Here is a 5852-nt window from a genome sequence, read left to right on the forward strand (position 1 = left end):
ATGAGAGTGGTTGGGGAAAGGGAAAATCTTTGCCCAGGCGGGCGTATTCTTCCGGCGGTACAGGCGTGTAAAATATCTGCTGCATGGCGGTCACTTCCAGCAAATATTCTACCTGTTCCACAGCCGGAAGAAAAGGGGTCAGTCACTGGTTGTCATATTCTGGTGAATAGACGGACTGACTGACCTGAAATACCAGCACAATTTGCGAAGCAGTTGCAGATTATTCTGGTATCGGAAATAGTTGCAGATTGTTCAATCTGCGAAAATGGGCAGGGGTTGGGCTAAATCAAAGTGAGAATTGACATACAGGAAAGCGCGATTTTTCTCAGTCTTTGTTCCACAGGATTAATGAAGCCAACTCCACCATCAATGTACTGATCGGTTCAAAGAAGTTCACCGAGGGCTGGAACAGTTGGCGTGTCAGCACCATGGGATTAATGAACATGGGCAAAAACGAGGGTTCCGAGGTTATCCAGCTTTTCGGGCGCGGTGTGAGGCTCAAAGGCTATGAATTCTGCCTGAAGCGGAGCAGCAGGGCGGAGAATATCCCTGCAAGTCTCCTGCCCCGAAAGTTTAAAAATACCGTTGCTGCGGTCGAAACCCTCAACATTTTCGGCGTCAGGGCAGACTATATGCAACAGTTCAAAGAATACCTTGAAGAGGAAGGCGTATCAGACCCTGAGAACAAGGTTCCCTATATTCTGCCTGTAGTTTTGAATATTAAGGCAGATAAATTTAATGCTTTGAAAACCCTGAAGCTTAAAGAGGGGCAGGACTTCAAACGCAGAGGCCCGAGGCCAGTGCTGGATCTGCCCCATACATGCCCAGGTTTGCGAAAAATAACCCTCGACTGCTATCCGAAGCTGCAGGTGATTTCCAGTAATGAAAAGTCAGGAGTGCCTAACAATGCGGTGATCCATAAAGGCACCTTAGAACCAAAACATCTCGCTTTTGTGGACTTTGACAAGGTGTATTTTGAATTGGAAAGGTTCAAGAATGAAAAGTCATGGTATAACTTAAGCATCCCAAAGCAGGTTTTAAAGAAATTAATGCTCAATCCTTCCTGGTACGAACTCTTGATACCTGAAGAGGACCTTGAGATCAAAGACTATCGGAATTATTTCCGTTTCCAGGAAATCACCACCGCATTGCTCAAAAAATACTGTGAAGCCTTTTACTATTATAAAAAACAGGCTTACGAGCTTCCCAATCTTGAATATCAAACGTTGAAAGAAGACGACAGAAATATGGTAAAAGAATACAATATTACGGTTTATGATGACGGAAACCAGGAGACCATCAAGGCAAGACTCGAAGCATTGGTAAATGATTTAAAGAAGGCAAAAGATGAATGGTCTCTTGAAGGTCTGGATTTTAAAAATTACGCTCATGCTTCCTTTGAACCGTTTAATTTCGAAAGGCACCTGTATGCACCACTGGTTTATATAGCAGGGGGAGAAACCCAGATAGTTGTAAGCCCTGTCCAGCTTAATGAAGGGGAGCGGCAATTTGTTAAAGACTTAAAGGGCTATTATGAGAAAAACAAAACCTTTTTTGCTGATAAAGAGCTTTACCTTTTGCGGAACAAGGCAAAAATCGGGATCGGTTTCTTTGAGGCAGGCAATTTCTATCCTGATTTTATCATGTGGATAATAAAAGATAAAAAGCAGTATATCACTTTCATCGATCCGAAAGGTATAAGGAGTATTGCAGGAGAAGAAAATAATCCTAAAATACAGTTTTATAAGACGATCAAGGATATAGAATCACGCATAGGTAATCCCGATGTGGTGCTTAATTCCTTTATTGTAACGCCAACGCGCTTTTCCGAGATCCAGCATAGCTGGCGAGGAACTATTACCAGGGAGCAGTTAGAAAGCTGCAATGTACTGTTCCAGAAAGATGATCCAAAATATATTGAGAAACTGGTGAATAAGGTTTTGACATAATACTCAAAAACCCATATTCAACGTAGCACAAGTAATTAAAGGTAAGAGGAGAGAAGTCTTCTAATGGATATTCTTCCTGACGTGCTTAAACCGGGTCTTAAAGTGGTTTTCTGCGGGACGGCAGCTGGTAACCGTTCGGCCACAATTGGAGCCTATTATGCCGGGCGAGGTAACCAATTCTGGGCGGTGCTGTACCGTATTGGTCTGACCCCTCGCCAGTTACAGCCACAAGAATACCGTAGCCTTCTGAGCTACGGTATTGGCCTTACTGATCTCGTGAAAAGGGTCTCCGGAAATGACAATACCTTGGAGAAGGAGTTCTTTGATATTGGGGGGTTCCGGCAGCGGCTGGTAAAAGCGGCTCCAAAGGCTGTCGCCTTTAATGGTAAGCGGGCTGCCATGGAATTTCTAGGCCGTCACGTGAAATACGGGTTACAGCCGGAAAGAGTGGGGTCATCGGCTGTTTTCGTTTTACCATCCACCTCAGGTGCAGCACGAGCTTACTGGATTGAACAATACTGGTTGGAACTTGCCGAGTATGTAGGACGGTATGATAACAGGGGCACTACACAAGTTCTGAGCATGTCCTGAATATCGTGGAATTTCGGTAGCGCCCTTTTTCGCGTTTTTTAAGCTGTTTTCATTGCCATGGAATATTTTAGAGCAGTGACGACTTCAACCAACGCTGTGGCCAATAGAGGCAGCTCTCGATACCCCTTGAGACGCTGAAACCCCTTCTCTGCAGACCGGGAAGAAAGCCTTTCCCTTTGAATTCATGTTACGAGATAGTATAATCATGATTAGACTAATCACACGAGGTACTTTAAATGGTTTTTGTAAACCGCAAAACGGAATTGAACTGGCTGAAGGAAACTTATAGAAGCGGTCGTGCCGGGCTGCTGGTGTTATACGACTGCCGGCGGGTGGGGAAAACGGAAATGCTCAGGGTTTTTGCCGGGGGAAGAGGCACATCTTTTTTGTGGCCGACCTGGCACCCGGCCGGGAGCAGCTGGCCGCTTTTTCGCAGCGGCTGTGGGAGCAGGCCTACGGACAGGCAGAAACGGGTTTTTCCTTTCCTTCCTGGGGAGGCTGCCTTCCGTTTTATGGGCGGGCTGGCCCGCCAGGAGCGGCTTATTGTGGTGCTGGATGAATTCCCCTACCTTATGGAGACCAATCCGGCCATACCTTCCATTTTGCAGAAAGTCTGGGACCCCTGGTGGGACGGGCGGAACGAATTGGACCTGCTGGCCATCAGTGAGGATGAAGCGGCCATTATGGTGGCGCCGCAAGGCTCTATCCCGCCGGTCATTGCTGCTTTACGGTCCTTTCCAGGGCGTCTTCCACCTGCAGGGCATAGTCGGCCAGCAGGTGGAGGTTATGGTGCAGGTATTCCCACGCCTGGAAGTTTACACGGTCGTGGCACAGTATATTGATGGCTTCTGTGATAAAGGAAGCCGCCCGCCGGGTAATGATGCCGGCCCTGTGCAGTACCAGGGGCAGCTGTTGCCGTTCTTCCGGCACGGGCAGCCCCAGCCTGACCACTGCCCGGTGGGCCAGGTTCAGGCAGGTGCGCAGAATGCCCTCATAGGAGGCAAAAACCTGGCCCCGGGCGGTGCGGACGATCCAGGTTGCCTTTAGCCGCCAGGCGGCAATGGCGGCCTCTTCCGGTGTGGGGCGGCCGCGCCGGAAAGCCAGCTTTTCCAGTTCCACCTTAAATGAGGGATCCGGGGTGTGGACCGGCAGGGCGCCGGCCAGCATCCAGGGGAGGGAAGAAAGGGTGTGGGGTGCGTTCAGCACCACCACTTCCACCGGGGTGAAGAGCCATTCCGCCCGGGGTTCGGGAACATAACCGGGAAAAAGCGCCTCCGTCAGGGAGTATTCCAGTGCCGCTGCCAGGTGCAGGGCGTCGTCTGTGTTCGGGCACAGGGAGGGGTAAAGGCCGATGCCCACATCCACATCACTCAGAGGGGTGGCCGTGCCCCCGGTATAAGACCCCATCAAATAGGCCACGGCCACCTGTGGCCGGTCCTGGACATGGCGTTTAATTTCACTGATAATTTTTTCGCTCTCGAGAAGCATTTTTATTCCTCCCCGGGTGCAGGTAAACAGTGCAGGCAAATGGGAGCACACCCTTCTCGAGCCACAGAACCGGGAAAAGCCCGAAGTCCGGTTTTTAGTCAGGTAATTTTCCAGGCACGGCATGCTTCGGTAGCCTTCAGGATGGGGATGCCAGAAAAGATTTTCAAACCCAGCAGGTGTTCGTCGCCGGAAACGATGGCCCCGGCGCCTGCCTCCAGTGCACACTCGAGAACCCTGTTGTCGGCGGGATCTTCCGTGATGACATTTAGCTGCTGCCGGGGGATAATTAGACGTTCCGGTTGGCACAACCAGGATATTATCCGGGGCAAATCAGGATGAGCGGCGACCACTTTAAGCTTCGGGCGGGCTATAACCAGGATCAATTCTTCGATTAAAGCCGGGCTGATAAAAAGCTTTAGTTTTCCTCCTATACATGCCTTTAGCAGCCGGTGCGGGGGACCAGTCCAACCGATGGCTGATACCAGTATATTTGTATCCATAACAACTTTCATCTGGAACGAACCTCGCGAATGGCTTCGGCGACTGCTTCATAGGGAATACCGGCTTCAGCGACTGCTTGCTGGATCTTTTCCAGGGCTTCGATTAACCGGTCTTCCTTTGCCTTTTCAGCCAGGGTTTTCAATCGCACGTACTCATCATAATCCAGAAGAATGGCCTTTTCCTTCGAGCGCCGGGTGATGACTACCGGTTGTTTATTTTCGTTTACCCGGCTGATCAAATCCCCCAGAATTCGCCTGGCATTTTCCACATTAATGATGTTTTCCATAAGGTTCACCTCTATGTTTAGCTTACAGTATAAAACCAATATTGTCAATCCAATAGCTCAAGAGCCAGTTGCTGCACGGCTTAAGCCTTTTCTTTGCCCCAAAACCTGCCGGTTGTTTTTTATACGCTTTGATAACGTTTTCTAAAAGGCATTCTTTCCGCTGAGGTGAGCCAATTATGGTTATTGAAATTGCGCCGGAAAAGCTTAAATTGATAGCCGCACAGAAAGAAGATGAAAACTGGGAATTCCGTTCCTTTTTAAAAACCAGTATTGCGGGTGAAGAAGTGGATTCCCTGGTACACAGGCTGTATAAAGATATTTCTTCGCAGGTTGACTGCAAACAGTGCGCCAACTGTTGCCGGGAATGCAGTCCAGTTCTGCACGATAAAGATATCACGAGGTTATCTCAAGGGACGGGTATTCCGGTTTCTGAATTTATAGAGAAATACTTGAAAAAAGTTGAAAACGACTATCTTTTCAACCAGAAACCCTGCCCGTTTCTAAAGGACAATCTGTGTACGCAATATTCATACCGTCCCGGTGATTGCAGGAGTTATCCTCACTTGCACAAAAAGGGTTTTGTTTTCCGGTTGATCAGGGTAATTGATAATTATGCCGTCTGTCCAATTGTGTTTCATGTTTACGAGGAACTGAAAAAAGAGTTGGGCTGGAAGAAAAGGACCAGACCCGGAAGAATGCCGACGTATGGTTAGCGCCAGCACCCTGTCAGCCCTAAAATTGTAAAGTCTGACAATCCTTGTCACGGACGTGAAACACAAAGCAGGCCTCTGATCAGGAAAGAGATCTGCGGGAAAAATTGACTGTTCAACGGTAGGACGGTAAAATAAGCAAAACGGAAGAAAGCGGCATTTACAATCTTTCCCTGTGTCTGAATAGCAATAATTAACATTGCCCGGCGAATTCATTGTAGATCGTAAAATAGAATTGACCCCCGATCGTCAAATAAAACTGACCCACCTCATGATAAAATCTCCCTCGAGAGGGGGAGGCAAAAGAGGTGGTAAGCATGTACAAAT

6 protein-coding genes are annotated in these 5852 nt (G+C 48.4%); 3 read left to right on the plus strand and 3 right to left on the minus strand.

Annotated features, from left to right (window positions below; genetic code table 11):
* The first annotated feature begins 332 nt into the window (after positions 1-332).
* Together BUB44_RS14695 and BUB44_RS14700 are read left to right on the plus strand one after the other, a co-directional pair.
* Positions 333-1949: a hypothetical protein gene (locus BUB44_RS14695; protein ID WP_073167709.1), complete on the plus strand. Its 1617-nt coding sequence runs from the start codon at positions 333-335 to the stop codon at positions 1947-1949.
* A 63-nt stretch (positions 1950-2012) separates the two neighbouring features.
* Complete coding sequence (locus BUB44_RS14700) at positions 2013-2540, plus strand: mismatch-specific DNA-glycosylase (RefSeq protein ID WP_073167712.1); 528 nt, start codon at positions 2013-2015, stop codon at positions 2538-2540.
* A 714-nt stretch (positions 2541-3254) separates the two neighbouring features.
* Here the strand turns inward: BUB44_RS14700 and BUB44_RS14705 are convergent.
* The 3 genes from BUB44_RS14705 to BUB44_RS14715 all read right to left on the minus strand — a co-directional run bounded on the left by BUB44_RS14705 (position 3255) and on the right by BUB44_RS14715 (position 4815).
* Entirely contained in the window at positions 3255-4028 is a 774-nt protein-coding gene (locus tag BUB44_RS14705) for a nucleotidyltransferase domain-containing protein (RefSeq protein WP_073167715.1), read from the minus strand.
* A gap of 98 nt (positions 4029-4126) precedes the next feature.
* The gene (locus tag BUB44_RS14710; protein ID WP_073167717.1) at positions 4127-4540 is read right to left on the minus strand and encodes a putative toxin-antitoxin system toxin component, PIN family; all 414 of its coding nucleotides are present in this window, start codon (positions 4538-4540) and stop codon (positions 4127-4129) included.
* Entirely contained in the window at positions 4537-4815 is a 279-nt protein-coding gene (locus tag BUB44_RS14715; protein ID WP_073167719.1) for a type II toxin-antitoxin system Phd/YefM family antitoxin, read from the minus strand. Before BUB44_RS14715 ends, BUB44_RS14710 begins: the two co-directional genes overlap by 4 nt.
* 176 nt (positions 4816-4991) lie before the next feature.
* On the opposite strand from BUB44_RS14715, the gene BUB44_RS14720 reads away from it, so the two are divergent.
* On the plus strand, positions 4992-5528 hold the full coding sequence (locus tag BUB44_RS14720) for a YkgJ family cysteine cluster protein (RefSeq protein WP_073167722.1): 537 nt from the start codon (positions 4992-4994) through the stop codon (positions 5526-5528).
* Positions 5529-5852 lie beyond the last annotated feature (324 nt).

The organism is Desulfofundulus australicus DSM 11792 (assembly GCF_900129285.1).
In the GTDB taxonomy this organism is placed as follows: Bacteria; Bacillota; Desulfotomaculia; order Desulfotomaculales; family Desulfovirgulaceae; genus Desulfofundulus; species Desulfofundulus australicus.